Here is a 23955-nt window from a genome sequence, read left to right on the forward strand (position 1 = left end):
ATCCGCCCGATTTCCCATGGGGATTCGCGGCATTGCATGACGTGGCGTGTAGGGCGGTCCTGGGGAGGGCCCCGCGCGGGCCGTCGCGCTACACTCGGCGCCCCCATGCGCTTCACGTGGAAGCTGCTGCGCGAGGTCGCGCTCACCGTCGTGATCGGCTCCGTCCTGGCCTGGTGGGTGGCGGTTACCGTGTTCCCGCTCTCGCCCAGCGAGAGGGACACGCTCCGGCTGGCGTTCCTGGGCGCCGTGCCGCTCGAGTGCCTCGCGGTCGGCGCGGCGATGTGGATCGCGTCGCGCCCGCTCCGTCGCGCCCTCGCGCGCGGCGCCGCGCTCGCGCCGGACCGCGCGGCCCTGGCCGCCGCCGCCGGGCACCGGCTGCCGCCGTGGACCGCGGCCGCGGTCCTCGCCGCCGGGACGGCGACGACGCTCGGCATGGTCGCGCTCCTGCGCGACCGCGGCCTCCCGGCGGACCTCGCTGCCGCCGGCGCGGCGGTCGGGGTCGCGAGCACGATCCTGGCCGCCATGCTCGCGTACTCCCGCGCCGCATCCGCCGCCGCCGACGCGTGCGAGCAGCTCGGCGGCGACGCGGACGTCGCCGGGCAGGGCACCGTCCGGGGAAAGATCCTGGTCCTCGGCTTCGGGCTCAACACGATCGGCGTCCTCCTGTTCGCCGCGACCGGGTACGTCCGCTACCGCGCCGACATGGACCGCGAGTACGTCCTGGCGGCGCAGCGCGCGCAGGCGAGCGCGATCGCCGCCATGGGCTCACGCACCGATCCCCAGATCGCCGAGCACGTGTGGCTCGTCACGGCCGCGCCGTCGGCGCTGCTCGGGCCCTCCGGCGCGATCGTGACGCGGTTCGGGGCCGGGCGGCTGCCGTTCCAGGACGCGGCGGCCGCGCTGGACGGCGAGCGGCGCCTCGCGGACGGGTGGCTCGTCTCGCGCCACACCCCCGCCGGCGGGACGGTCGTCTCGTGGCTCCCGGAGGAGCCGCTCTGGGATCGCCGCCGCGCGTTCTGGTCCGCGCAGCTCGGCACGGTCGTCGCCGTGTACGGCGTCGCCGCGCTGCTCGCCTGGGTCGCCGCGCGCGCGATCACGCTGCCGTTCCGAACGCTCGGCCGCGCCGCCGATCGGATCGCGTCGGGGGATCTCACCGCGAGCCCGCCGACGATCTCGCGTGACGAGATGGGCCAGCTCGCCTCCGACTTCCGCCGGATGGCCGAGGGCCTCAAGGGGCTCGTCGTCGACGTGCAGGGCGCGACGGAGAGCGTGTCGGTCGGGGCGCGCGAGACGACCGCGATCGGCGACCGCGTCCGCCGCGGCGCCCTCGACCAGCGCGCCGGCGTCGTCGCGGTGCAGGCGGCGGTGGAGGCGATGGAGGGGTCGGTAGCGCTCGTCTCGCGGCGCGTGGGCGGGCTCTCCGAGTACGTGTCCGCCACGACCGCGGCGGTGAGCGACATGGCGAGCGCGCTCGACGAGGTGCGCCGCGAGGGCTCCGAGCTCGAGCACGCGATGTCCTCCGCCGGGGCCGACGTCGCCCAGCTCGGGATGGCGGGCCGGGAGGCCGAGGGGACGCTGGTCGAGCTCGAGGGGCTCGCCGGTCACGCGGGCGGCTCGCTCGCCTCGGTGCGCGCCTCGGTCTCCGCGCTGGAGCAGGCCGCCGGAGAGAGCGAGGCGACCGCCGCGAACGTGGCGGAGCTCGCGGAGCGCGCCGGCGGCGTGGTCGAGGAGACCGTGCACGGGATCGAGACGCTCCGCCAGGCGGTGTCCGACGCGCACCGGCGGATCACCGTCCTCGGGCGGCGCTCCGACGACATCGACCAGGTGGTCGACTTCATCGCCGAGGTGGCGGGCCGGACGAACCTGCTCTCGCTGAACGCGTCCATCATCGCGGCGCAGGCGGGCGAGCACGGCAAGGCGTTCGCGGTCGTCGCGGATCAGATCCGCGAGCTCGCCGCCCAGATCGCCCGCTCGACGAAGTCCATCGGCGACATCATCCACGCAGTGCGCGAGGACGTGGAGGGCACCGCGGCCCTCATCGATCGCGGCGACGGGCTGGCGGGGGAGGGCGTTCAGCTCGCGCGGAACTCGCTCGAGGCGCTCGAGCGCATCCGGCGCTCGACCGGCCAGGGCCGCGAGACGGCGGCGGCGATCCGCGCCGCCGTCGACGCGCACGTCGTGTCCTCGCGCGAGATCTCGCAGCTCGTCGAGTCGGTGACGAGCGGGACCCGCGCGGCGGCGCAGGCGGTCCAGCTCGTCGGGCGGAGCGTCGCCGCCGTGAACTCGGTCTCGCGGAGCGCCAGCACGATGGCGGATCAGGTCGCGCGGGCGCTGGAGGAGCAGTCCGGCGTGGGCAAGCGGCAGCTCGAGAGCCTCTCCCGCCTGGAGCGGATGATCACCGAGATCACCCGTGCGGTGGAGAGCCACAACGCGGCGACCCGCCGGGTCCGCGACGCGCTCCAGGCGCTCTCCGAGTCGGCGGGCCAGCACGACACCGCGGTCGAGGGCCTGTCCGGCGTCGCCGAGCGGCTCGGCGGTCGCGCGAAGGCATTGGCGGAACGCGTGGGGAGGTTCAAGGTTTAGGAGCGTGCTGCAGCTCCTCCAGCATCTCCTGGCCTTGCAGTGGCGCCGCGCCGGCGCGGCCCTCCGCGAGACGACCGTCACGGGCTCCCGCGTCTGGTACGCGGAGTTCGCTCCGCTCGAGGACGCGGCGCGCGAGCGGGCGCTGTCGATCCCGCGCCTGCCCTGGCAGCGGGGGCCCGCGGCGGCTCCCGCTCTGCGCCGGCCCCCGCCGACGCTGATCCTGCTCCACGGGCTCGGCGCCTCGGCCTCCTCCTTCCACGCCGTCATCCCGCCCCTGCGCGAGGGGTACCGCGTCGTGGTGCCGGACCTGCCGGGCTACGGGTGGTCGCAGCCGCCCAGCGGGAAGTCCTTCCTCCGCTTCGGGGAGCTGCTCGACGCCGCGGAGGCGTTCGTCGAGCGGATCGCGCCCGGCGGCGCCTACCTCGCCGGGAACTCGATGGGAGGCTGGATCGCCGCGAAGCTCGCGGCGCGCCGGCCCGACCTGGCACGAGGGATCGCCCTCCTGAACCCCGGCGGCCCCGCGCTCAACGCCGAGGACTGGACCGACTTCGGCCGGATCCTCGCCGGGGAGGAGGCGGACGCCGCGCAGCAGCTCGTGACGAGGGTGTTCCACCACCCGCCGTTCGGGGCCCGCTTCGTCAAGGGCGACATCCGGCGGATGATGCGCGCGCCTTCCGTCCTGCAGCTCGTCGCGACGCTCGAGGCGGAGGACTTCCTCTCCGAGGAGGAGCTCGCCCGGGTCGAGTGCCCGTCCGTGCTGATCTGGGGGGAGAACGACCGCTTCATCCCGGAGGGCTGCCGGTCGTTCTTCCTCGAGAAGCTGCCGCGCGTCCGCTACCACCCGGTGCCGGACTGCGGGCACTGCCCGCAGCTCGAGTGCCCGCGCCGGACCGCCGAGATCCTGCTCGAGCTGCCGCGCCTGCGGCGGCGCCACATGGTGAAGCCGCGGGGCCGGGCCCGGGCGAGGGCGCGGCCGCCCGCGCCGCGCGTCACCGGACCGAAGCCGGACGTGGCCTCCGCGTAGCCGCTACTGCGCGTTCGGCGCGACGGCGACGCGGGGGTGGCCGAGGCTCCCGAACACCTGCAGGCTGTAGGCGCCGTCGGGCCCCTTCGCCATCTCCGCGAGCGACTGGTACTGCGACATCCCGCTCCGCGACCAGAACGCCGGCTGCAGCCGGATCTTCGCCTTCCCGAAGAGCGGGGCGTACTCGAGCCGCGGCTGGCCGGCGACCTGCAGGGAGAGGCCGTCCGCGGAGAGCTCCGCGTCGCCGCCCTTCGCCTCGAGCTTCTCCGCGATCGCCTTCCCGCCGTCGAGCTTCACCTTGAGCGTGATCGCGCCGAGCGCGATCTTCTGGAGCGGCAGCGCGGCGTCCATGCCGGGGAGGGGGAGCTTCCCTCCCGACACGCCGGCGCCCGCGACCGCGAGGTCGATCCGGCCGGTGGGCTTGTCGTTCGGGCCGGCCGGGACGACGACGTCGACCGTGCCGCCGAGCTTGCCGGTGAGATCCACGCCCGTCGCCGCCTTGAGCGGAGGCGCCTGGGCGAGATCGACGCCGTCCACGCGCGCGACGACGGCGCGGGCGTCCCCGGAGAGGTCCGCGGTGCCCTCGATCGTGCCCTGGAACACGCGGGCGTCGAACGCCAGCACGCGCTTTCCGGTCAGGAGCGGGAGGACCTTCAGCGACGCGCCGAGCGCGTCGAGCGAGATCTTGAGGCCGGTGGAGTCCTCCAGCCGGACGCCTTCTGCGCGTACGCCGAGCACGCCGGCCGGCCCGACGTCGGCCATGTCGACCTGCCAGCCCCGCGCGCCGGCCTCCATGATGAGCCGCTCCTTCACCGCCTCGCCGGGGAACGTCCAGCGGAGCGCGAGCGCGAACGCGGCGACGGCGAACGCGCCGTAGAGGAGGCGGGGCTTCCAGACGTTCCAGTCCCGGGCCTTCCAGAACTTCCAGTCGATCTTCATGGGCCGGTCACCCGCTACGCCTTGAGCTGGTACGTGGAGACGACGAGCGTGGCGTCGACGAGCGCGGGGTCGTCCGACCTCGTCGTGACCCGCACGCGCCGGACCTTCACGACGCCGGGGCCGCGCTCGAGCGCCTGCATGAGCCGGGCGAGGCGGCCGAGGTCGATGCGGGCGACGTTGACCTCGACGGCCTCCTCGCGCATCCCCTCGAGCTCGCTCGGCGCGCTGGAGGGCCGCAGGTCCGTGACCTCGACCTGGAGCGACGCGCCCGTCTGCGAGATGTGGCTCATGAGCTGGACGGGCGGGCCCTTGAGGCGCGCCTCGATCGCCTGCCGCTCGGCCTGGCGGCGGCGATAGCCCTCGGCGAGCTTGCTGACCTGCGAGATCACGCGCGTCTTCTCCTCGATGCGCGACTCGCGCGCCGAGATCCCCGCGCTGATGCGGAACGAGACGAGCCAGACGACGAACACCGTGACCGCGACCGACGCGGCGGTGACGAGGACGCGCTCGCGCGGCGAGAGCTTCGCGAGCCACGCCTCGAGATCCGCGCGGAGCCTCCGGAGCGTTTCCATCTATCCCCTCCCGCCCGCGGCGTCGCGCGGGCCCGACTCGAGGCAGGTGAGCCCCGAGTCCACGGAGAACTCGAACTTGCCGTCCGTCGCCCGCTTCCGGGCGCTCCCCGAGCGGGCGTCGCCGAAGCACCGGGACGCCTTCAGGGCGCCGACGATGCGGTCCACGTTCTCGGCCGCGTCGGTGGTCCCCTCGAGGTGGAGCTTGTCCCGGGTGATCTCGATGCGGTCGAAGCGGAGGGGGACGGACGCGGGGACGCGATCGGCGAGCTCTGCGAACAGGTCCACCGCCGACACCTTCGGCAGCGAGGCGCCCGTGCCGCTCCGGCCGCGCAGGATCGCCTGCGCCTGGCCGAAGTCCTCGTAGCACTTCCCGATGATCTTCTGCTCGGCGTCGCAGAGCGCGCGATCGAGCGCCCCCTCCTGCCGCGAGAGCGCGAACACCTTCACGCCTGCGCCCGCGATGGCGAGGAGCACGACGAGGGCGGCGTACGCCCCGAGGCGCGCGACCTTGCCCTTGAGGTGCTCGAAGTCGCGCGTGAAGGCGAGCGAGCCCCGCCGCAGGTTGAGGCGCGGGGCGCGGGCGCCCTGGTGGGCCCGCAGGGCGAGGGCGAGCGCGAGCGCGAGGCCCGGCGCGTCGGCGGGGGCGAGCTTGTCGCCGGCGGGCCCGGAGAGCGCCAGCGCCGCCACCGGGCCCTCGACCTCCGGCGCGAGCAGCTCGGCGAGGAGCGGCAGCCGCGCGATCTCGCCGGCGAGCACGAGCCGGCCGGCGGGCCGCGGGCCGACGCGGGCGTGCCAGGAGCGCAGGGTGGCGCGGAGCTCGCGCACGAGCTGGGCGAGGGCGCGCCGGAGCGCGTCCTGCGCGTGGGGGTCGAGGGCGTCCGCGGCGGGCGTGCCCTCGGGGCCGGTCACCGCCGCGATCGCCGCCGCCGCCTCCCCCTCGGAGCGCCCGGTCTCGCGGGCGACCGCGCGGGCGAGGCCCGCCGCGCCGAACGCGAACGTCCGCGCCGCCTCGCACGTCCCCGCCTGCGCGACGCAGATGCTGGTGCGCTCGGCACCGACGTCCACGAACACCTCGGCCGGGACGGTGCCGTCCGCCGCGGGCGCGGGCGGGTCCCCGGCCGCGCCGGCCGCCAGCAGCGCCGCGTAGGCGACGCCCGCGGGGACGACGGCCCGCGGGTCCACGCCCGCCGGCGCGAGCGCGGCGAGCAGCGCCGCGAGCTCGTCCTTCCGGACGACGCCGACGAGGAGGTCCGTCTTCCCGTCGCGCGCGCCGAGCGGCTGCCAGTCCCACGCGACGGTGTCGAGCTCGAACGGGATCTGCCCCTCGACCTCGAACGCCACCGTCTGCTCGATCCGCCGCGGATCGGTGAAGGGGAGGGTGACGACGTGGGACGCGACCGCCGACCCGGGGAAGGCCGCGACCGCGGCGTCGACGCGCCAGCCGCGCTCGGCGAGGAGCGCCTGGAGCGCGGCCGCCTGCCGCTCGAGCAGCGGCGGGCCCTCGCCGCCGGGGGCCGCGGGCGCGACCTCGGCGCGGGCGGTGTCGAGGACGACCCAGCTCCGGTACGTGCTCTCGAGGAGGACGGCCTTGACGGCGTGCGCGCCGAGATCGAGGCCGAGGATCTGCTGAGCCATCTCTACTCCTCCCGCCAGTGGATGAGCCGCTGACCGACGAACGGCTTCCCCGCCTGCGCGTCCGCGCTCTGCTGGAGCTGCTGCTGGACCTGCTGGACCGCCTGCTGGACCTGCTGGGCCGGTGGGGTCTGCTGCGGCTGCTGGAGCTGCGGGGTCTGCTGCGTGTCGAGCATCACCACGGCGTCGATCCGCTTCTCCACGTCGCCGACCGTGCCGAGGGCGTGGATCCGGAAGGTGACGGACCGATCCGTGAACGCGCTCTTCTGCGACGTCCCCGGTCGAAGGACCTCCGCCTTCACCTGCGCGCCGAGTCCCTGGAGCACCGCGGCGAACTGCGCGGGCGAGATCGTGAGGAGCCCGCCCATGCGGACGGCATTGAGCGCCTTGTGCAGCTTCTCGGGGAACGTCGTGTCTGCGAGCAGCGCCATGGACGGCAGCTCCACCATCATCCGGGCGACGCGCAGCTCGTCCTCCGGGCGGTTGGAGTTCACGTTCAGGCCTGCGTCCTTCGGCAGGTAGACCGTCACGGCGTCGCCGAAGGCGGCCATGAACGCGTCCGACACGCCCGCCACGAGGTACAGCTCGTCGAGCGAGTCGAGGCGCGCGTTCTTTGCGCGGTAGCGCTCGGGGCCGCGGTCGTACGCGGAGTTCTCGTCGCTGAACCCCTTCTCGAACGGGCTCGGCTGCAGGACGAAGTTGCAGTTGCCGCCCCCGGGGAAGCTCGCCGCGAGAGCCGACGACATCGCGTCGTCGTCGGCCCAGTCGCGGAGGTACACCGCGAGCTCCTGGCGGCTCACGCGCTGCCCGTTCGCGTCCTCCCGGTCGAAGATCGCGTCCCACCGGGCGTCGCAGACGAGCCGCAGGTACGCCTCGACCTGCGACCCGAGCAGGCCGGTCTGGAGGTAGGGCGTGTCGAACTGGAGGTTCACCTTGGTGCCCTCGTCCTCGAGCTTCGCCTCGAAGGCGCCGTCGAAGTCGCCGAAGGACGCCGTCGCCTTCGCGCCGCTCTCCGCGATGGACGGTCGCCCGTCCGCCGGCACGGGCGCGGTGGTCGAGGGCCCGGACCTTGCCGCGGCGGCGCCGCCGCCCGCGCCGCCGCCACCGCCGCCGAACAGCGCCTGCACGAGGCCCGAGTTCACCGGGATGACGCTCCAGATCTGCACGCGCGGGACGCCCTGGCCCGCCGCATCGCCCGCCGCGCCGGTGGCTGCGCCCGCCGACGCCGGCTGGCCGGGGGCCCGCGGCTGCCCCGGCGCCGGCGTGGCCGGCTGGCCCTGGAGTGCGCTGGTCACCTGCGAGAGCTGCTGGGCGGACTGGTCGAGCTGCGCCTGGAACGAGAGGACGAGCCGCGACAGGTTCACCGCGCTCTTCGCGAGCGCCTCGGCGCGGAGCGCGTCGCGGCCGTTCCCGGCGATCTGGAGGCGGACGCGGTTGTCGTAGGCGACGTCCACCGCGAGCGCGGTCAGGATCGCGACCGCGACCATCACCACGAGCAGTGCCGCCCCGCGCTCGCCCCGGCGCCCGCCGCGCCGCGTGTGGACCGTTCGCGCCATCAGAAGTCCAGCGGCCGCGTGATCGCGATCCGCGCCTCCGTGACGAACTTCTCGGTCCGGCCGTCCGCGAGCTTCAGCTCGAGCTCGAACCGGACGCGGCTCGGCAGCTCCTTCGCGTGGTCGACGGACCGCGTCGACCACTCGCGCGACCAGTCCTTCCGCTTGTCGTCCCAGTACTGGAACCGGAGCGACTGCACGTGGTCGGCGACGAGGTCCTTCCGCCCGCCGCGGTCCGGCTCCTCGTCGAGGTGCGCCTTCTCGCGGCGGAAGAGGGCTTGCTCGCCGGCGTGGTCCGGATCCGCCTCCACCGTGTACTCGACGACCGACTGATCCGACTCCTTGGCGTCCTGGACGAGCCGCTCGTGCGCCATCGTGGTGAAGAGCAGGGTGTCCTCGCGCCCCTTGAACAACGTCGGCGACTCCCGCAGCCGGTTCGGCGAGTTCTGGTCGTAGTGCTCGGACAGGAACGCCATCGAGGTCTCGTGCGCGAGCCGGGAGAGCGCGAGGCGCGCGGCGGCGTAGCGGTCGCCCTGCTCCCGCGAGATCTCGCGCGCGCGATCCACCTGGCGGAACGTGCCGATGGTCATGCCGCCGATGAGGGCGGTGATCGCCACCGCGATCATCACCTCGACGAGCGAGAAGCCACGCGCGGCGGCGTCGCGGCGCCCCGTCACGGGTTCTCCTTCGGGCTCAGCACCACGAGGTGGGTGACGACCGTGAACGTGCCGTCGGTCTTGCCCTCCGGCCAGCTCACGGTGAGCCGGACCTCCCGCACGCTCTTCTTGATCTGCTCGCCGATGACGGTGAGCTGCTGGTTCAGGGTCGCCGCCATCAGGGTCTGGCGGGGGTCGGTGTTCAGGGTCGTCGGGCCGCCGCCCGACGCCGCGCCCTGGTCGCCGCCGGCCTGCTTGCCGAGCAGCGTCGCGAGGTCCGACGCGCCGCCGAGCATCTGCAGGATCCGCTCGGGGCCGAGGTCCACCTGCGGCTTCACCGCGTGCACCTTCCAGCGCACCTCGGGGTGGCCCTCCTTCTCGAACGTCCCCTCGTCCTCCTGGTCGAAGTCGCGGAAGCCCTTCCGCTCGAACCCGTCCTCGACCTCGGCGAGCTTCGCGCGCGCGAGCAGGGTCGCGGTCTCGAGGTGCATCGCCCGCATCCCGTTCCGGAGCGCGCCGCCCACGAGCTCGGAGACGGCGAGGAGCCCCGCGGCGAGGATCGCGAGCGCGACCATCACCTCGAGGAGCGTGAAGCCGCGGCCGCGGGCGCAGGCGCGGCGCGTCACTCGCGCACCTCCACCTTGCCCGAGACGACGCGCGCGCGCCCGGTGAAGGGCTCGAGCACGATCGTGTAGAGGTTCTTGCCGTCCACCACGGGCACGTACGCGCGCTGCGCCTGGCCCCCGCCGAAGAAGTAGACGTACGCGGTGCCGGACTCGATCGCGTCGCGGCGGCCCTCCACGTGCACCGGCCCGAACCCGGTCGTGCCGGGCAGCTCCCGCTTCTGCACGAGCCGGTCCTGGAACTGGCCGAAGGCGCTCTTGGCGAGGATGCGCCGGACGTCGGCGTCCTTCTCTCCGGGGAACCGCTCCTCGAGCGTGCGGTCGTCCGGCTCGCGATCCGGGTTCGCGGAGATGCCGGCGCGGCCGGGGGCGCACTCCGCCCAGTAGGCGCGCTTGTCGAGGTCGAGCGCCATGCGGCAGGTGGCGTGACGGAGGGCGGCGGTGTCGAACAGCGCGCGCATCGAGCCGGCCAGCTCGCCCGCCGCCTTCCGGGCGTTCGCCCCCGTGATCGCCTCGACCGCCGGGACGGCGAGCGTCGCGAGGAGCGCGATCACCGCCATGACGATGAGGAGCTCGACGAGGGTGAACCCCCGGAGACGCTGGCCGCCGACCCGCCGCAGAGGTCCTCCCTAGTAGTTCACGATGTCGGCGTTGTCGCCGTCGCCGCCGGGCTGGCCGTCCGGGCCGAAGCTCTTCACGTCGTAGGAGTCCTGGTGGACCTGGCCCGGGTACACGTAGATGTACTCGTGCTGCCACGGGTCGACGAGCTGGCCCTTGTCGTTGTTCGGACGCAGGAAGCCCTCCTGGATGAGGACCTTCAGGCCCTCCTCCGTCGTCGGGTACCGGCCCTTGGCGACGCGGAACGCGTCGACGCCCTGGTTCGCGATGTTCTGGACGTCGGTCTTCGCCTTCTCGCGCTGGGCGCGGTTCTGCTGGCTGATGACGTTGACGGCGACGACCGAGGCGATGAGCCCGATGATCACCAGCACGACCATGATCTCGATGAGCGTCATGCCGCGCGCGGCGGCGCGGCGGAGCGAGCGGGACTTCACGGCTAGCCTCCTGCGAGGTTGTTGATCTGGAGGATCGGCATCAGGACGGAGAAGACGATGAATCCGACGACGGCGCCCATCATCACGATCATGAAGGGCTCGAGCAGCGAGGTGAGCGCGCCGATGGTGGTCTCGACCTGGCTCTCGTAGGCGCTCGCGACGTTCGCGAGCATCTCCTCGAGCGCGCCGGATCGCTCGCCGATGGAGACCATGTGGAACACCAGCGGCGGGAACTCCCCGGAGCGCTTCAGCGGCGCGGCGATGGACTCGCCCTCGCGGATCGAGTCGCGCGACTGCTCGACGACCTCCGCGAGCCGCGAGTTGCCGAGGACGTTCTTCACGATGTCCATCGCCGTGAGGAGCGGGACGCCGCTCTTGAGCAGCGTCGAGAGCGTGCGCGCGAAGCGGCCGATGGCGATCTGGCGCGTGAGCGGCCCGAACACCGGCGTGCGCAGCACGAACCGGTCCCACCGTGCGCGGCCCGCCGGCGTCCGCTTCCAGCGGAGGAACCAGTACGCTGCGCCGGCGGCGCCGAGGAGGATCGCCCACCAGTAGCTCGCCGCGAAGCCGGACATCGCGATGAGCGCCTTCGTGTACCAGGGGAGCGCGACGTTGGTGCTCTCGAAGATCCGGGTGATCTTCGGGACCACCACCGTGAAGAGGATCCCCATGATGACGGTCCCGATGACCATCATCGCCACCGGGTACGCCATCGTGCCGGCGATCTTGGAGCGGAGCCGCGCCTGGCTCTCGGTGAACTCGGCGAGGCGGACGAGGACGATCTCGAGCGCGCCGGAGTGCTCGCCGGCGCGGATCATGTTCACGAAGAGGTCGCCGAAGACCTTCGGGTGCATCCCGAGCGCGTCGGCGAGCGAGGAGCCCTCGTTCACCCGCTGCTTCACGTCCCCGAGGATCCGCTTCAGCTTCTCGTGCTCGACCTGATCGACGAGGGCGGTGAGCGCGTCGACGAGCGGGATGCCGGCGCCGACGAGCACCGCGAGCTGGCGCGTCGCGATGGCGAGCTCCTGGGCGGAGACGCGCCCGAGGACCCAGCGCTTCACGTTCACGTCGCGGGAGGCCTGGGCCTTCTGCTGCTGCTGCCCGAGCACCTCGGTCAGGAAGACGCCCTCGCGGCGGAGCGTCGCCCGCAGGGTCTTCGGGGAGTCCGCCTCGCGGAGCCCCGTGACCGCCTTCCCGTTCGAGGCGAGCGCCTTGTACTCGAAGACCGGCATCTAGTCTCCGACCACCGTGAGCGTAGCGCCCGCGGAGCGGGCGCGGAGTCGAAGGGCCGCCGTCATCGGATGTCCTCGGCGGTGACGGAGAGCACCTCGGCCGCGGTGGTGATCCCGCGCGCGACCTTGTAGGCGCCGTGCTCCATGAGCGTGACCATCCCGCGCTCGACGGCGGCGCGCTTGATGGTCGTCGCGTCGACGGACTTGAGGATGAGCGGGCGGACGTCGTCGTCGACGAGCATGAGCTCGTAGATGCCGGTTCGGCCCTGGTAGCCGTTCCCGCCGCAGGACGGGCACCCCACCGCCTTGTAGATGTGGCTGGGGTTTCCGGCCTTCTTCAGGATCGCGTCGGTGAGCCCGATGGTCTCGCGCTCCTCCTTCGTCGGGACGTACGGCTTCTTGCAGTCCGGGCACAGCACGCGGACGAGCCGCTGGGCGAGCACGCCCACGAGCGACGAGGCGACGAGGAACGGCTGCACGCCCATGTCGACGAGGCGCGTGATCGCGCCGGCGGCGTCGTTCGTGTGGACGGTGGAGAGCACGAGGTGGCCGGTGAGCGACGCCTGGATCGCGATCTCGGCGGTCTCGAGGTCGCGGATCTCGCCGACCATGATCACGTCCGGGTCCTGGCGGAGGAACGACCGGAGGCCGCTCGCGAAGGTGAGGTCGATCTTCGGGTTCACCTGGACCTGGCCCACGCCCCTGAGCGGGATCTCCACCGGGTCCTCGATGGTGAGGATGTTCAGGTCGGGCGAGTTGATCTGCGCGAGCGCGCCGTACAGCGTCGTCGTCTTGCCGGAGCCGGTCGGGCCGGTGACGAGGACGATGCCGTGGGACCGGGTGATGAGCCCGTCCATGATCTTCCGCTGCCAGTCCTCGAAGCCGAGCGTGCCCAGGTCGAGGACCACGTTCGACTTGTCGAGGAGGCGCATCACGATCCGCTCGCCGTGCGCCGTCGGCACCGTCGAGAGGCGGATGTCCACGTCCTTGCCCGCGATCTTGATGCGGATGCGACCGTCCTGCGGGAGCCGCTTCTCGGCGATGTTGAGGCCGCCCATGATCTTGATGCGGCTCGCGATCGACGCCTGGAAGCGCTTCGGAGGGCGGATCACCTCGCGGAGCACGCCGTCGACCCGGTACCGCACCGAGATGTCCTTCTCCTCGGGGTTGATGTGGATGTCGCTCGCCCGCTCCTTCACGGCGCGGAACATGAGCGAGTTCACGAGCCGGATGATCGGCGCCTCGTCGTCGGCGTCGAGGAGGTCGGTCGGCTCCTCCAGCTCGTGGGCGACGCTCTCGAGGTCCTCGGTCTCGAGGTCCTCCATGAGCTTCTCGTGCTCGTCCGCGGCGCGATCGTACAGCGCGTTGATCGCGTCGACCACGACCTGCGCCGGCGTCACCTCCGGCGCGACGGGCGCGCCGAGGAGCATCGAGAGCGAGTCCTGCGCCGCGGTGTCGAGCGGGTCCACCACCGAGACCCGCACCACGTCGCCCTGCAGGCCGAGGGGGAGCACCCGCGCCTGCCGGGCGAAGTGGATCGGCACCTTCGCCGCGAGCTCCGCCGGGATGGCCTCGACGTCGATCCGGTCCACGAACGGGAGGTCGAGCTGGATCGCCAGCGCGCGGAGGACGTCCTCCTCCGTCGCCGCCTTCATCCGGACGAGGATCTCGCCGAGGCGCGCGCCCGCGTGCTCGCCTTTCTGGAGCGCGAGCGCCTCCTCGACCCGGCCGGGCGCGAGCTTCACCGTCTCGACGAGGATCTCGCCGAGGGGGCGCCCGCAGAGCCACGCCGGCGCGTTCGCGACGGCGGCCGTCCGCTCGCGCGGCGGCGGCGCCTCGGGCGTCAGGGGGAGGATCTCGGTCTGCGCGTCGTTCGCCATGGTTGATTCCGTGGAACGGCCGGGCGGCGCCCGGTCATCCCTACTGCGTCGGCTGCTGCGCCCCGGGCGGCTGCGGCTGCGGCTCCGCGGGCGGCCGGGCCGGCGGCGGCGTCCCGGGCTCCGGCACGTCCGGCTGGACCTCGAGGCGATCGACGGGCGTCCCCTCGTCCGGCGCGGGGGAGGCCGGCGGCCGCGGCGAGAGCGGCGGCTGCCCCGCGGGCGCCTCGCCCGGGCGCGGCGCGCCCGGCGGCGTCGTCACGCCCTCGCCCGGGAGCCCGCGCCCACCGTTCTCGAGCTTGCGCGACTCCTCCTCGACGCCGCGGTGGAGGCGCGAGTACGGCCCCGCCTTGCGCGAGAAGTCGACGTCCACCTGGAAGCCGGACTGGCGCCCGTAGAACTGCTCCATGAACTCCTGCTGCTCCTTGCGCTTCTTCTCGTAGATGCGCCGGTAGTCGCTCTCGTCACGGATGATGTACGGCGTGAGGAAGAGGAGCAGGTTGGTCTTCTGCTTGGTGGTCGTGGTGTCCCGGAACAGCCAGCCGATCACGGGCAGGCTCCCGAGGAACGGGATCTTGCTGACGCTCTTGAGGTTGCGCTCCTGGTACATGCCGCCGAGCACGATCGTGCTCTGGTCCTTCGCGACGATCTGCGTCTTCACGCTGCGCTTGGCGGTGGTGGGGCCGAGCTGGGGATCGGAGCTGGCGATCTCCTCCGTCTGCTCCTCGATGGTGAGCCGGACGTTCCCGCCCTCGTTGATCTGCGGCTTGATCTTGAGGCGGAGCTCCACGTTCTGGCGCTGGATCGGCGCGTAGAGCGACGACAGGCCGCCGAGACCGAGCGCGCTGCCGACCGCGGTCTGCGTCCCCGCCGTCGTCGTGCCGCCGGAGAGGAGGTTCGAGAGCCCCTGCGGCGCGAACCCGGCCTGGAACGGCACGTTCTGGCCGACGGTGATCTCGGAGTCCTCGTTGTCCGTCGCCACGATGTGCGGCGTCGAGAGGACGTTCACGTCCGAGTTCGACTGGAGCGCCTGCACCAGGACGCCGATCGAGGGGAGGTTGAGACCGAGGTCCTTGAGCTCGGCGGAGACCGGGCCGACGAACCCGGTGAGGAACCCGCCGAGGGAGACGACGTTGCTGAGGTTCAGCGACGACACGCTGCCCGGCTCGGAGGCGATGGGGAGGACGCCGTTCTCGCCCTTGTACTTGAAGGTGGTCGCGGCGTGAGCGCCGACGCCGAAGTGCAGCTGGTCGCGGAGGTTCACCTCCATGATCACCGCCTCGACGAACACCTGCCGCCGCGGCCGGTCGAGCTTGTCGATGAGGCGCTGGATGGAGGCGAAGTCCGAGCCGCTCGCCTGGATGAGGAGCGCGTTCTGTGTCTTGTCCGCGGTGATCTTCACCTCGCCCGCGAAGAGCTCGGCGGTCTCGACGCCGGGCGCCGCGGGCGCGGCCGGTGCGGGCTGGCCGGGCACGACGCCGGGCCGCATCGCGCCGGGGGCGGCGCCCGGGGCGCCGGGCTTCTTCGCCTGGCCCTGCGCCAGGTTCGAGAGCGTCTGCGCGAGGTCCTCGGCGTTCGCGTTCTTCAGGAAGACGACGTGGATCCCGCCGTCGGCGCTCGTCGGGACGTCGAGCTGCTCGATGAGATCCATGATCCGCTGGAAGCTCTTGTCGTCGGCGATGATGACGAGCTTGTTGGTGCGGTCGTCGGGCAGGATCTTCGAGACGGAGACCTCGACCGGGCCGCCGCCGGGAGCGGGGGCCGGCGTGACGACCGGGCCCGGGCGCACGGGCCCCGGCGCGGCGCCCGGCGCCGAGAGCATCGCGCGGGTCTTCCGGCCCGGGGCGCCCCCCTGCGCCTGGAAGATCTGGTTCAGCTTGTCCGCGATGTCCTTCGCCGAGGCGTAGCGGATCTGGACGATGCGGACCATGTCGCCGGCGCCGGCCTTGTCGACCGCGTCGATGATCTTCTCGAGGCGGCGGAGGTTCAGGCCGATGTCGGTGATGACGAGCGTGTCGGGCGGGATCGACTGGATGTCCGCGCCTTGCGGCGAGATGAAGTTGCCGAGGATCCCGCGGAGCTGGTCGGCGTCGGCGTACTGCAGCTTGATGATCTTCGTGAGCGGCTGCTCGTTCGCGGGCGTGCCCGCGTCGGCCCCCGTGTAGGTCGGGATCGGGTTCTTCTTGGCGTCCGCGTTGCGGATGAGCTTGTAGTACCGGCCGGTGGCGTACACCGCGATGTTGTTCGCGTTGAGCGCGGCGAGGAACGCTGCGTAGGCCTCGTCGGCGGTGACCGGCGTCTTCGAGAGGAGCGTGATCTTCCCGCGCGCCACGTCCTCCGTGTAGACGAAGTTCCGGCACGTCCACCGGCTCGCCTGCTCGAGCACGTCGACGATGTCCGCCTTGTTGAACGTCAGCATGAAGCGCCCCTGGAGCGGGACGCACTTCTGATCGGTCGCGCGGACGGTGCCCTCGCCGGGCTGGGTCGCCGGGCGCTGCGTCGCCGGGGCCGCGCCGCCGGGGCGCGCGCCGGGCGCGGTCGGAGACGTCGGCGCGCCGCCCTGGGGCGGCGCGACCGGCGTCGTCGGCCGGACCATCGGACGCTGCGGCTGAGGCTGAGGCTGCGGGCCCGGAGGCCGCAGCGGCACCTGCGCGAGCGCGATGGCCGGAGCGAGGAGGAAGGCGGCGAGGAGCGTCTTCATGGCGTCCCTTCGGCCACCGGACCTACGGCCCGGTGATGTTGTACTCCTTCTTGACGACCTGACCCTGGCGCTCCACCTCGATCGTCACGTGGCCCGCCTCGCGGAGCTTCTGGTACAGCTCGAGCGCCTTCTCCGGCGAGTTGATCTCGTAGCCGTTGATGCGCTGGATGACGTCGCCGTTCTCGATGCCGATCGAGGAGTAGAGCGAGCCGGGCTGGATCGAGAAGAGCTTGAATCCGTTCGCGACGCCGTTCTTGAACGAGGGGACGATCCGGGCCTGCGTCGCGATGGTGTTGAGATCGCCGAGCGTCCGCTCGATCACGCCGCGATCGATGTCGTACTGGTTCTTGCCGGTCGCGCGGATGCCCTCCATCCCCCCGCCCGGCGGGGGCATCGCGGGCGCGCCCGGCGCCGGGACCGGCGCGCGGCCGATGTTGCCGGCGGACGCCAGCGCCTCGCCCCCGCCCATCCCGGTGCCGCCCTCATAGTCGAGGTACTCCTTCGTGCCGCCGTTGCAGACCACGGCGACCACCTTGAACGCGTTGCCGGTCGCGTCGTTGTCGTCCTTCACGCGCTCGACGGCGAGGAGCTCCGCGCCCGGCGCGACCTGATCGCCGACGCCCACCACCATCGTCTGGCGGGTCGACGGGTCGGCGATGCTCGCGAGCGAGAACCGCGGCCGCTCGGCGATCACCGTCGCGACGAGCTGAAGGCGGAGCGACGACTTCGTGGGCGCGGCGCGCGGGTCCTGGCAGTTCTGCGGCGCCGGCGGAACACCGCTGTCCTCCGGGCCGGTGGCGACCTTGGGCGGCTCCTGGCCGATCAGGTGGAACAGCTTCGCCTCGTCGATCGCCGCCGGCAGCGCCGGGCGCGGCGGGGGGACCGACGCGAGGTTCAGGTCCACCGCCGGCCTCGGCCGGATCACCGCGCCGACGAGCGTGTTCACGGTCTTGGCCGACAGCCATGCGGCCGCGAAGATGAGCGCGAGGTTCGCGGTCCAGGCGTACTTGCGGAAGAAGAGGTCGAGCATGAGGGGCGCCCGGGCCGGGGAGTGAGCAACCGACGTGCCACAGAGGTGGACCGGGCTGCTCGTTGAACCCCCCGCGAACAGGGCGAAATCCCGGGCCTGCGGGCACCCGGCCGGGCGGCGGGCCGGCTTAGCTGACATTCTGGCAATCGCGCCCGCGACGGTACCGGCGGGACGCCAAATTGGCAGGCGCCGGCGGCTACTCGCCGCCGTCGGGCGGCCGCTCGACGAGCCGGCCCTCCTCGTCGCGGTCGAGCTTCCGGTAGATCGTCCGTGGGGCGATCCCGAGGATCTGCGCGGCGAGGTTCTTGTCGCCCCTCGTCTGGCGGAGCGTCTCGCGGATCACGAGCCGCTCGATCTCCTCCATGGGCGTGCCGAGCGGGACCGACAGCGCGGGTGGGCCCGCGGCGGCGGGCGTGGCGCCGGGCGCCGGCGCGGCGGCGCGGATCGCCTCGGGGAGATCGCCCGCGTCGACGGATTCACCGCGCGTGAGGATGACGCCGCGCTCGACCGCGTGCTGCAGCTCGCGGACGTTCCCGGGCCAGCCGTACCGCTCGAGCGCGGCGAGCGCCGCGGGCGTGAACCCCGCGACGCCGGCCTTCCCGTGCTTCCCGGTGAAGCGCCGGAGGAACGCGTGCGCGAGGAGGGCCACGTCCTCGCGCCGCTCCCGGAGCGGCGGCAGCCGGACGGAGACGACGTCGAGCCGGTAGAAGAGGTCCTCGCGGAACCGCCCCGCCTTCACCTCCGCGGCGAGGTCCTTGTTCGTCGCCGCGACGATCCGGACGTCCACCCGCACCGGCTCCGTCCCGCCGACGCGCTCGAGCACGCCGTCCTGCAGGAAGCGGAGCAGCTTCACCTGGACGGTGGGCGACATCTCGCCCACCTCGTCGAGGAACAGGGTCCCGCGCGCGGCGCGCTCGAAGCGCCCCTCCTTGCGCGCGACCGCGCCCGTGAAGGCGCCCTTCTCGTGGCCGAAGAGCTCGGACTCGAGGAGGCTCTCCGGGATCGCCGCGCAGTTGATCGGCACGAACGGCCCGGCGGCGCGCGGCGAGAGATCGTGGACGAGCCGCGCCGCGAGCTCCTTGCCGGTGCCGCTCTCGCCGGTGAGGAGCACCGTCGCGGAGGTCGGCGCCGCCTGTCTCAGGGTGTCGAGCACGGCGCGGAACGCGGGCGCGTCGCCGATGAGCGGGCCCTCTCCCGCCGGGGCGAGCTCGGCGAGGCGGGCGCGCAGCGCGCGGTTCTCCGCCACGAGCGACACCTTCTCCAGCGCCTGCCGGACGGACTTCACGATGGCGTGGCGCTTCACCGGCTTCGTGATGAAGTCGTACGCGCCCTCCTTCATCGCGGAGACCGCGGTCTCGACCGTCCCGTACGCGGTCATGAGCACGACCTCGGTCTCCGGCGAGAGCGTCTTCACGGCGCGGAGCAGCTCCTCGCCGCTCATCCCGGGCATCATGAGGTCGGTGACGACGACCGCGACCGGCTCGCGGCGGAGCACGTCGAGCGCCGCGGGGCCGGACGACGCGAGCGCGACGCGCCAGCCCTCGCGCTCGAAGATCTTCCCGAGCGACTCGAGGTTCGGGCTCTCGTCGTCGACGATGAGGACGAGCGGGCTCACGCCGGGAGGATACACCGGCGGCGCACCGCGCGCCGGCCGTGCTGCTCGCGGCGGTCAGCGCGCGGGGGCGCCCGGACCGCGGTTCGCGGTCGCGCCCGGCAGCGGCCGCACGCCGAAGGCGGCGCGGATCTCGTCCCCGAAGAGCGCGACGGCGCCCGCGCAGGCGAGCACGAGGAACCCGACGAGGAGCAGGTACTCGGTGAGGCCGCGCCTCGACGGGCGCGGCCGCGGCTCCAGCGCGGACATGGGCCGTCAGTAGACCACCGGCCGGGGGATGACAAGGGGCCGAAAAAGCGAACGGCGCCCGGGCAGGGCGCCGCTCTCCATCCGCGCGGGTGCGGGATCTTCTACTCCGGCTTGGCCTCGGCGGGCGCGGCGGCCTCGGCCGGCGCGGCCTCGGGCTTCGCCTTCGACTTGCCGGCCTTGGCGCGCTTCGCGGCGCGGTTCTCCTTCGGAGCCTCGGCGGCGGCCTTCTTCGGCGCGGCGGCCGGAGCGGCCTTCGCGGCGGCCTCGGCCTTCGCCGGCGTCGCGGCGTAGCGCGTCTTGAACTTCTCGATGCGGCCGGCGGTGTCCATGATCTTCTGCTTGCCGGTGAAGAACGGGTGGCAGGCGGCGCAGATCTCGATGTGGAAGTCGCCGCGCACCGAGCGGGTCTCGATGACGTTCCCGCAGGCGCAGACGACCTTGGCCGGCTTGTAGTCGGGGTGGATGGCTTCCTTCATGTTCGCCTCTGGGCCGCTTGCATCGCGTAGGTCGGCGATGGTCCGGGCCCCGTTGATGGGAGTCGCGGGATCTAATCGGATCGCGGGGATAGGTCAAGGACGGCGGCGGGCGGGCCCCGGCGGCCGCCCCGAGGGGCTTGAAGACCGCGCCGTGCCGCCCGAGGGGTCCTCGGCCCGCCTACTTCTTCCCGCCGCCGCCCACCATCATCGCGAAGAACTCGTCGTGGTTCTTCACCTGGCGGAACTTGTCGAGGATGAACTTCATCGCCTCGACGTTGTCGAGCCCGTTCAGGATCGTCTGGCGGAGGATGTAGATCTTCGACAGCCAGTCGGCGGGGAGGAGCAGCTCCTCCTTGCGCGTGCCGCTCTTCCCGATGTCCATGCACGGGAAGATGCGCTTCTCCATCAGCTTGCGGTCGAGCACGATCTCGGAGTTCCCGGTGCCCTTGAACTCCTCGAAGATGACCTCGTCCATGCGGCTGCCGGTGTCGACCAGCGCGGTGCCGATGATCGTGAGCGAGCCGCCCTCCTCGATGTTGCGCGCCGCGCCGAAGAAGCGCTTCGGCTTGTGGAGCGCGTTCGAGTCGACGCCGCCCGAGAGGATCTTGCCGGACGGGGGCACCGTCGAGTTGTAGGCGCGGGCGAGGCGGGTGATCGAGTCGAGCAGGATCACCACGTCCTTCTTGTGCTCGACGAGGCGCCGCGCCTTCTCGATCACCATCTCCGCCACCTGCACGTGGCGCGTCGCGGGCTCGTCGAAGGTCGAGGCGACCACCTCGCCCTTCACCGTCCGCTCCATGTCGGTGACCTCCTCGGGCCGCTCGTCGATGAGCAGCACGATGAGGGTGCACTCGGGGTGATTGGTCGTGACCGCGTGCGCGATGTTCTGGAGCAGGACCGTCTTGCCGGCGCGCGGCGGCGACACGATGAGGCAGCGCTGGCCCTTCCCGATCGGCGAGAAGAGGTCCACCACGCGCGTCGTCATCTCGGCGGGGTCGTGCTCGAGGGTGAGGCGCTCGGTGGGGTAGAGCGGCGTGAGGTTGTCGAAGAGGACCTTCGCCTGGTTCTCCTCGGGCGGCTGGCCGTTGATCGAGTCGACCTTGAGGAGCGCGAAGTACCGCTCGCCCTCCTTCGGCTGCCGGACGGTGCCGCGGACGGTGTCGCCGGTGCGGAGGTTGAACCTGCGGATCTGCGACGGCGAGACGTAGATGTCGTCGGGGCCGGGCAGGTACGAGAAGTCCGGGCTGCGGAGGAACCCGAAACCGTCGGGGAGGACCTCGAGCGTGCCCTCGCCGCCGACCTCCATCTCCTCCTTCGCCGCCTCCGCCGCCTTCGACTGCGCCTGCAGGATCGCGAAGATGAGGTCCTGCTTCTTCATCGCGCCGGCGGCCTCGACGTTGAGCTCCCGCGCCATGCGCGCGAGCTCGGCCACCTTCATGTGCTTCAGCTCCGTGAGGCTCGACGAGGCGGGCGCGGGTGTCGGTGCGGCGGCGGGCATGTCGGGACTCTCTGGAAACGAGGTCGCCCGGGGGGCGGGCGTGACCGGCAGGAACCTGCGGACGGACTCGGGAAGAGGCCGAGGAGAGGGGGCAAACGTAAGCGGTCGATTCCGAGGTGTCAACGGCACACATCCGCCCCGGGTGTGCCCGTCGTTGTGCCATGAACGCGGGTGGAGAGGACCCTCGGGGATGGATGCTCCGACGGGGTAACATGGCGTGAACGTCGCGGGAGGCGGCGCCAGCACACCATGACGAATCCACCGACCGATGCCGTCGTCGCGGGCACGAAGAACTTCGCGGTCGCCCTGCTGGCGCCCCTGACTGCGCGGGTCGGCGTGCGTCCGCGGATCGCGGCGGACGCCGGGCAGGCGCTCGCGCTCTGCGGCGGGCCGGGCGGGCTCGTCGTCATCGAGTACGTCGGCGACGCGTCGCGCCCGGGAATCGAGCAGCTCGTGCGGGCGGGCGGGCTCAGGATCGTCGCGGGGGTCCCGGAGGTGCACGCCGCCGCGGAGCCGTCGCTCCGCGCGCTCGGGATCGAGACGGCGCGCTGGGACGGCCGGCCGGACGCGGTGCTCGTCGCGGTCGAGCGGCAGATCTCGGTCGCGCCGGCGCCTCGCGCCGCGGCGCCGGCTCCGGCCGGGGCGGCTCCCGCTGCGGCGGCGCCGAAGCCTGCGGCTCCGACCGCAGCCGCCGGGCGTCCCGCGCCCGCCCCCACCGCGGCGAAGGCCGCCGCTGCGCCCGCGGCCTCGGCGCGTCCCGCCGCTGCGCCGGCCGCGCCTGCGGCGAAGCCCGCAGCGCCGCAGAAGGCCCCGACGCCCGCCGCGAGCGCGCCGCGGCCCGCGGTGCCCGCCGCGGCCGGTCCGGCGAGGCCGGCGGCCGCGCAGGGGGTGTCCGCCGCAGCGACCGCGGGCGCGAGGCCACCGGCGGCAGCGCCGCCCGCCGCCGCGAAGGCCGTGCCGGTCGCACCGCAGCCCGCTCCCAGGGCCGCCGCCATCCCCGCCCCGGTGCCGCCCGCCGCCCCTGCGCCTCCGCCTGCGGCGCCCGCTGCGCAGCCTCCGGCGCCAGCACCTGCCACGGGGCGCCACGCCGGCGCAGCGGAGCGGACCTCGCCGGACACCGCCGCCCTGTTCGACGGCGTGCCGGGCGACGACCCCTTCCTCTCCGACGGGCCGGTCGACGTCGAGGTGGACGAGGCCATCGCGGCGATCGAGCCCTCCGCCCCCGTCCTCTACGCCCCGCCGCCAGCGTCCGGGGCGGCGGCGGGCGCCGACTGGCCCGCGAGCGCGCCGGGCTCGGCCGAGGCGGAGGCTGCCCTGGTCGCGGCGCTCACGGGCGGCGCGGAGGTCGCGGGGCTCGGTGCCGTCGCCGCCCACGTCGCGTCGGCGCTCTCCGACCTCGAGCGCGAGATCCTCGCGGGCGGCCGTCCGCCCGTGGACGCGGAGGCGATCCGGCGTGCTGCGGTGATGCGCGTGCGAGTCGGCGCGGCGCTCGCCAGCGTGCCGCCGCGGGGGAGCCGCGTCGACGCGGGCGCGGTGCACGCGTTCCTCGGGGAGATCGACGCGCTGCTGTCCGCGGTCGCCGCGCTCGCCGGGACCGCCCCGGAGGCGCTGCACCCCTCGCTCGAGGCGGTGCGGAACGCGCTCGTGAAGGAGGCGATCGACTTCTCGGAGGCGGCGCAGCGGATCGCGCCGGCGGCCCCAGTGGCGCAGGAAGCGCCGCGGCCGTCCGCGCGGGCCGCGCAGACGCGCGTGCTCAGCGTGTCCGCCACCCGGGACACGCAGCCCCGGCGCTACGGAGTCTGGATCATGCTCGTGCTGGCGCTCGTCGCCGCGGGCGGGTACCACGGCTACCGCTACGCCAGTCACCAGCGGGCGGTCGCGCGCCTCAAGACCATCCCGGGGGCACCGGACGGAATGGTGCTGACCGTCGGCGGGCCGGGGACCACCACCCAGCTCCTCATGCCTCTTCGCGGAATCGTGCCGGATCGTGGCCAGGTGGAGCGATTCAAGGCGGCGAAGGAGGCCGAGGGATATCAGGTGCGGGAGCTCGCGGGCGGAAGCCTCGAGCTTCGCCCGCGTCCCGCGCCTGGGAGGCAGCCATGACCATTCGAAGGCTTCACCGTCGTCCCGCCAGCCGGGGCTTCACGCTCATCGAGCTCATGATCGTCGTGGCGATCATCAGCATCCTGTCGTCGGTCGCGATCCCCACGTTCCAGCGGCTCACCCTCCGTTCGAAGACCGCCGAACGGTCGGAGCTGATGCTGCGGATCCACAAGGCCGTGAGCGACTACTACGTCCAGCACGGTTCGTTGCTGGACAAGGACGGGGTGGAGCTGACGGGCGGCCCCCAGCCGCCGACGCTGGACGTGGTGAAGCGGGTCCCGAACTGGCGCGACACCGGCTGGGCCGACGTGTTCCGCTCCAGCGAGGAGATCATGGGCGCGACGTACTACTCCTACTCCTTCGTGACGCATGAGCCGGCCGGCAACAAGCCCGCGGACCTCATCATCACCGCCACCGGCGATCTCGACGGCGACAACGTCCCGAGCATCAAGACGATGACCTACCACCGCGACGGCGGCATGTACCGCCTGTTCAGCGAGGACCCCGAACCCGGCGCGGAGGACACCGACACCTTCTGACCGC

20 protein-coding genes are annotated in these 23955 nt (G+C 73.1%); 4 read left to right on the top strand and 16 right to left on the bottom strand.

Translation table 11 applies throughout. The annotated features are described in order from the left end of the window. The first annotated feature begins 105 nt into the window (after positions 1-105). Together AMOR_RS16715 and AMOR_RS16720 are read left to right on the top strand one after the other, a co-directional pair. Positions 106-2583 (top strand): methyl-accepting chemotaxis protein, encoded by a 2478-nt coding sequence (locus AMOR_RS16715; RefSeq protein ID WP_248352692.1) that lies wholly within the window; start codon positions 106-108, stop codon positions 2581-2583. 4 nt (positions 2584-2587) lie between these two features. Then, positions 2588-3607 (top strand): alpha/beta fold hydrolase, encoded by a 1020-nt coding sequence (locus tag AMOR_RS16720; RefSeq protein ID WP_248352693.1) that lies wholly within the window; start codon positions 2588-2590, stop codon positions 3605-3607. Positions 3608-3610: 3 nt separating this feature from the next. Here the strand turns inward: AMOR_RS16720 and gspN are convergent, their stop codons facing one another. The 16 genes from gspN to rho all read right to left on the bottom strand — a co-directional run bounded on the left by gspN (position 3611) and on the right by rho (position 21309). After that, positions 3611-4546, bottom strand: coding sequence for a type II secretion system protein GspN (gene gspN, locus AMOR_RS16725; RefSeq protein ID WP_248352694.1), 936 nt, complete (start codon positions 4544-4546; stop codon positions 3611-3613). A 14-nt stretch (positions 4547-4560) separates the two neighbouring features. Continuing rightward, complete coding sequence (gene gspM / locus AMOR_RS16730; protein WP_248352695.1) at positions 4561-5118, bottom strand: type II secretion system protein GspM; 558 nt, start codon at positions 5116-5118, stop codon at positions 4561-4563. After that, positions 5119-6753 (bottom strand): pilus assembly protein PilM, encoded by a 1635-nt coding sequence (gene pilM, locus AMOR_RS16735; protein ID WP_248352696.1) that lies wholly within the window; start codon positions 6751-6753, stop codon positions 5119-5121. A 2-nt stretch (positions 6754-6755) separates the two neighbouring features. Continuing rightward, the gene (locus AMOR_RS16740; protein WP_248352697.1) at positions 6756-8306 is read right to left on the bottom strand and encodes a type II secretion system protein GspK; all 1551 of its coding nucleotides are present in this window, start codon (positions 8304-8306) and stop codon (positions 6756-6758) included. Then, positions 8306-8980 carry a type II secretion system protein GspJ gene (locus tag AMOR_RS16745; protein WP_248352698.1) on the bottom strand — a complete coding sequence of 225 codons (675 nt, stop codon included), beginning with the start codon at positions 8978-8980 and terminating at the stop codon, positions 8306-8308. Before AMOR_RS16745 ends, AMOR_RS16740 begins: the two co-directional genes overlap by 1 nt. Beyond that, the gene (locus tag AMOR_RS16750) at positions 8977-9585 is read right to left on the bottom strand and encodes a type IV pilus modification PilV family protein (protein ID WP_248352699.1); all 609 of its coding nucleotides are present in this window, start codon (positions 9583-9585) and stop codon (positions 8977-8979) included. The genes AMOR_RS16745 and AMOR_RS16750 overlap by 4 nt, the downstream gene beginning before the upstream one ends. Next, positions 9582-10202, bottom strand: a complete 621-nt coding sequence (locus AMOR_RS16755) for a pilus assembly FimT family protein (RefSeq protein ID WP_248362542.1) — start codon at positions 10200-10202, stop codon at positions 9582-9584. The genes AMOR_RS16750 and AMOR_RS16755 overlap by 4 nt, the downstream gene beginning before the upstream one ends. Before the next feature lie 9 nt (positions 10203-10211). Continuing rightward, complete coding sequence (gspG, locus tag AMOR_RS16760; protein WP_248352700.1) at positions 10212-10634, bottom strand: type II secretion system major pseudopilin GspG; 423 nt, start codon at positions 10632-10634, stop codon at positions 10212-10214. A gap of 2 nt (positions 10635-10636) precedes the next feature. Continuing rightward, on the bottom strand, positions 10637-11866 hold the full coding sequence (gene gspF / locus AMOR_RS16765; protein WP_248352701.1) for a type II secretion system inner membrane protein GspF: 1230 nt from the start codon (positions 11864-11866) through the stop codon (positions 10637-10639). Positions 11867-11928: 62 nt separating this feature from the next. Then, positions 11929-13746: a type II secretion system ATPase GspE gene (gene gspE, locus AMOR_RS16770; RefSeq protein WP_248352702.1), complete on the bottom strand. Its 1818-nt coding sequence runs from the start codon at positions 13744-13746 to the stop codon at positions 11929-11931. A gap of 40 nt (positions 13747-13786) precedes the next feature. Beyond that, on the bottom strand, positions 13787-16444 hold the full coding sequence (gspD, locus tag AMOR_RS16775) for a type II secretion system secretin GspD (protein ID WP_248352703.1): 2658 nt from the start codon (positions 16442-16444) through the stop codon (positions 13787-13789). A 22-nt stretch (positions 16445-16466) separates the two neighbouring features. Continuing rightward, positions 16467-17474 carry a type II secretion system protein GspC gene (gspC, locus tag AMOR_RS16780; RefSeq protein ID WP_248352704.1) on the bottom strand — a complete coding sequence of 336 codons (1008 nt, stop codon included), beginning with the start codon at positions 17472-17474 and terminating at the stop codon, positions 16467-16469. Positions 17475-17670: 196 nt separating this feature from the next. After that, positions 17671-19089 (bottom strand): sigma-54-dependent transcriptional regulator, encoded by a 1419-nt coding sequence (locus AMOR_RS16785; protein ID WP_248352705.1) that lies wholly within the window; start codon positions 19087-19089, stop codon positions 17671-17673. A 54-nt stretch (positions 19090-19143) separates the two neighbouring features. Then, positions 19144-19335: a hypothetical protein gene (locus AMOR_RS16790; RefSeq protein WP_248352706.1), complete on the bottom strand. Its 192-nt coding sequence runs from the start codon at positions 19333-19335 to the stop codon at positions 19144-19146. A 101-nt stretch (positions 19336-19436) separates the two neighbouring features. After that, positions 19437-19811 carry a 50S ribosomal protein L31 gene (gene rpmE, locus AMOR_RS16795; protein WP_248352707.1) on the bottom strand — a complete coding sequence of 125 codons (375 nt, stop codon included), beginning with the start codon at positions 19809-19811 and terminating at the stop codon, positions 19437-19439. 178 nt (positions 19812-19989) lie between these two features. Continuing rightward, positions 19990-21309 carry a transcription termination factor Rho gene (rho, locus tag AMOR_RS16800; protein ID WP_248352708.1) on the bottom strand — a complete coding sequence of 440 codons (1320 nt, stop codon included), beginning with the start codon at positions 21307-21309 and terminating at the stop codon, positions 19990-19992. A gap of 249 nt (positions 21310-21558) precedes the next feature. Here rho and AMOR_RS16805 point away from each other — a divergent pair, with 249 nt between their 5' ends. Both AMOR_RS16805 and AMOR_RS29735 read left to right on the top strand, forming a co-directional pair. Continuing rightward, complete coding sequence (locus AMOR_RS16805) at positions 21559-23412, top strand: hypothetical protein (RefSeq protein WP_248352709.1); 1854 nt, start codon at positions 21559-21561, stop codon at positions 23410-23412. Continuing rightward, on the top strand, positions 23409-23951 hold the full coding sequence (locus AMOR_RS29735) for a type IV pilin protein (protein ID WP_318653813.1): 543 nt from the start codon (positions 23409-23411) through the stop codon (positions 23949-23951). The genes AMOR_RS16805 and AMOR_RS29735 overlap by 4 nt, the downstream gene beginning before the upstream one ends. Positions 23952-23955 lie beyond the last annotated feature (4 nt).

Origin of the sequence: Anaeromyxobacter oryzae (genome assembly GCF_023169945.1) — a bacterium.
Classification (GTDB): domain Bacteria; phylum Myxococcota; class Myxococcia; order Myxococcales; family Anaeromyxobacteraceae; genus Anaeromyxobacter; species Anaeromyxobacter oryzae.

Coding starts and splice junctions, on each gene's coding strand:
- AMOR_RS16715 (WP_248352692.1), top strand. CDS start 106: ATGCGCTTCACGTGGAAGCTGCTGCGCGAGGTCGCGCTCACCGTCGTG.
- gspN (WP_248352694.1), bottom strand. CDS start 4,546: ATGAAGATCGACTGGAAGTTCTGGAAGGCCCGGGACTGGAACGTCTGG.
- gspM (WP_248352695.1), bottom strand. CDS start 5,118: ATGGAAACGCTCCGGAGGCTCCGCGCGGATCTCGAGGCGTGGCTCGCG.
- pilM (WP_248352696.1), bottom strand. CDS start 6,753: ATGGCTCAGCAGATCCTCGGCCTCGATCTCGGCGCGCACGCCGTCAAG.
- AMOR_RS16740 (WP_248352697.1), bottom strand. CDS start 8,306: ATGGCGCGAACGGTCCACACGCGGCGCGGCGGGCGCCGGGGCGAGCGC.
- gspF (WP_248352701.1), bottom strand. CDS start 11,866: ATGCCGGTCTTCGAGTACAAGGCGCTCGCCTCGAACGGGAAGGCGGTC.
- gspE (WP_248352702.1), bottom strand. CDS start 13,746: ATGGCGAACGACGCGCAGACCGAGATCCTCCCCCTGACGCCCGAGGCG.
- gspD (WP_248352703.1), bottom strand. CDS start 16,444: ATGAAGACGCTCCTCGCCGCCTTCCTCCTCGCTCCGGCCATCGCGCTC.
- gspC (WP_248352704.1), bottom strand. CDS start 17,474: ATGCTCGACCTCTTCTTCCGCAAGTACGCCTGGACCGCGAACCTCGCG.
- AMOR_RS16790 (WP_248352706.1), bottom strand. CDS start 19,335: ATGTCCGCGCTGGAGCCGCGGCCGCGCCCGTCGAGGCGCGGCCTCACC.
- rpmE (WP_248352707.1), bottom strand. CDS start 19,811: ATGAAGGAAGCCATCCACCCCGACTACAAGCCGGCCAAGGTCGTCTGC.
- rho (WP_248352708.1), bottom strand. CDS start 21,309: ATGCCCGCCGCCGCACCGACACCCGCGCCCGCCTCGTCGAGCCTCACG.
- AMOR_RS16805 (WP_248352709.1), top strand. CDS start 21,559: ATGACGAATCCACCGACCGATGCCGTCGTCGCGGGCACGAAGAACTTC.
- AMOR_RS29735 (WP_318653813.1), top strand. CDS start 23,409: ATGACCATTCGAAGGCTTCACCGTCGTCCCGCCAGCCGGGGCTTCACG.